This window comes from Microcystis sp. LEGE 08355 (assembly GCF_015207185.1).
Lineage (GTDB): Bacteria > Cyanobacteriota > Cyanobacteriia > Cyanobacteriales > Microcystaceae > Microcystis > Microcystis panniformis.
In genome coordinates, this window is record NZ_JADEXI010000693.1 from 1 (window position 1) to 2242 (window position 2242).

The window sequence follows — 2242 nt, forward strand, 5'->3', positions numbered from 1 at the left end:
GTCCCCCCTTGATAAGGGGGGTATCTGATAATTTTTAACACCTACCTACTTAAGCTGTTCGTAATTTAAATTACTTGTTGAGACGAGGCAAAAGGCAACAGGCAAAAGGGATAAGAAATAATCAGTTTTTAATAACTGGATTTAGTATGAGCTTAAAGTCAAAACCAAGAAAGAAAGCCGGTATTTATTCTTCAAAATCACTGACTAAAATAACGCAGTCCTTTTACCAATCTTTCTACTGCCGCTAAAGCTGTTTCTGGAGATAAAGCACCGTAGGCAAGACGCAAATAACAGCCCTCTGTTATCCCAAAAGTTGAACCGGGTAACACCGCCACCCGCTGCTGCTCAATTAAACTTTTAACTAACTGAAAATCATTCTTATCTGTGGGAATTTTCAGGAAGAAATAAAAAGCCCCTTCCGCAGTGGCAACATCACAGATATCGCCGATTGATTCTAGAGCATTCAGGCAAATTTCTCTAACTTGACTGATGGTTTTTAACTGTTCTAAAGGATAGCTTTTACCCACCTGCAACGCTCCTAATGCCGCGTATTGCGAAACCACCGGCGGACAGATTAAAATAGTATCCTGAATCTTATTAATCGCCTCAGATAAATGTTCTGGTACTACCATATAACCAATGCGCCAACTGGCAAAACCGTAGGCTTTTGAGAGACTAAATAAGGAAATAGTCCAGGCTTCACTACCAACAATTGCTGCCGGGGAAAAGTGGCGAGCATGGTTATAGGTAAAATATTCATAAGCCTCATCATGAATGTGATAGATGCCCTTTTTTTGACAAATTCGATTGACTTCTCTCAGGGTATTTTCTGGATAAACTACTCCCGTGGGATTATTAGGAGAAATCGTCACCACTGCCTTAGTTTTTTCCGTGATTGCCTCTTCAATGGCGGCCGGACGCAATTGAAAATTTTTGTCTGTGGCAACCAAAATTACTTGACAATCAGCCATTTTTATGGCCATTTCATGATTGAAATAAAAGGGAGTGTTGAGAATAATTTCATCCCCCGGGGAAGTAATAGCTAAAATGGCATTCATAAAAGCCATATTACTGCCCGCTGTCACAAAAATTGCCTGTTTATCGCTGATTTCTATCCGATTATCTTCGGCTAGTTTTTGCCGAATTACTGTTAATAAGGGGGGAATTCCCGCCACAGATTGATATTGATGATTTTTGGGATTAGCTAAGAATAAAGATAGAGATTCGATCGCCTGCTGGGGTGGATCATAGGAAACAACCCCTTGACCTAGGGAAATAGTACCGGGGTTCGCTTTAATTAATTGACCGACCACGGGAATAATCGGTGTCTGTACCCCGTCCATGCGGGAGAGAAGGTTTTTCATTAAACTAATCAATGGAGCCGAGCAGAGTCGAACTGCTGTCCAAATTAGGTATTGACTGTCCGTTCATTCACAGGTTTAGTTTCGATTACCCTCGAAACGGGGACTGTCACTTATCCCGGACAGTGGGATGCTCTAGTTAAAGCTTAGACGGTTAACTAACTAGAGAAAGTTAAACGTGGCATCCGTTGGGGGTTTATCCATAGTCCTTAACGGAGTCAAACTATGAATGCTCGAGTCGATTAGAGACTATTAGGCAGCTACAGGAGCGGCTTTACGAGCGAAAGGAACGATGTTGTTCGCATTTACTTTTTGTTTGAGCCTTTGATTTACGAGAGGAGACTCACTCTCGACCTGTATCACGGGGGAGCTTTCGCTAACCTGTCGAAACCGTTACGGCCCCTTGTGCTTACATTTTGATTATAGCACATTTTTTGATTAAGCTAATTGCGGCTCAATTGGGATTTTTCCCCTCTTCCCAGGCGTTAGAGCCTGGCTAGATCGGTAAAAAAGGTTTTTATCGCTGATTTTTCTGCAATAGCATCGCTATCAAAGAGATAAGCCATCAGGTTCTTTCGTCCAAGATATTATCCAGTTCTTCGGCTAACCCTCCCCTAATTATTGATTGTCTCGGTTTGAATGGCCACCTATCAACAATCTATCTCCCTACCACAACTTAGCCATTTTGTCAAAAAAAAATTGACTTTGCAACAAAACTACACAAAAATTAGATCAACGTTGTTCGGAAAAAAAGGGAGAATTGGCGGAAGTGTTTGGTTTGGCTAAAAGGAAAAGTCTAGATTTAACAAGGGTTTTAAGATAACCCAGACCATTAAAACCCTAAAAATTACAACAAAGGCCATCATAGCATAATGCAAAAT

At 41.2% G+C, this 2242-nt stretch carries 1 protein-coding gene and 1 other RNA gene; both read right to left on the reverse strand.

Annotated features, from left to right (window positions below; genetic code table 11):
• Positions 1-197: 197 nt before the first annotated feature.
• Positions 198-1364 carry a pyridoxal phosphate-dependent aminotransferase gene (locus tag IQ242_RS22990; protein WP_193961544.1) on the reverse strand — a complete coding sequence of 389 codons (1167 nt, stop codon included), beginning with the start codon at positions 1362-1364 and terminating at the stop codon, positions 198-200.
• Between the two features lie 9 nt (positions 1365-1373).
• Positions 1374-1764, reverse strand: a transfer-messenger RNA (tmRNA) gene (gene ssrA, locus IQ242_RS22995).
• Positions 1765-2242 lie beyond the last annotated feature (478 nt).

Excerpts from the sequence above, each read along its gene's own strand:
- IQ242_RS22990 (WP_193961544.1), bottom strand. The coding sequence starts at position 1,364 with ATGAAAAACCTTCTCTCCCGCATGGACGGGGTACAGACACCGATTATT.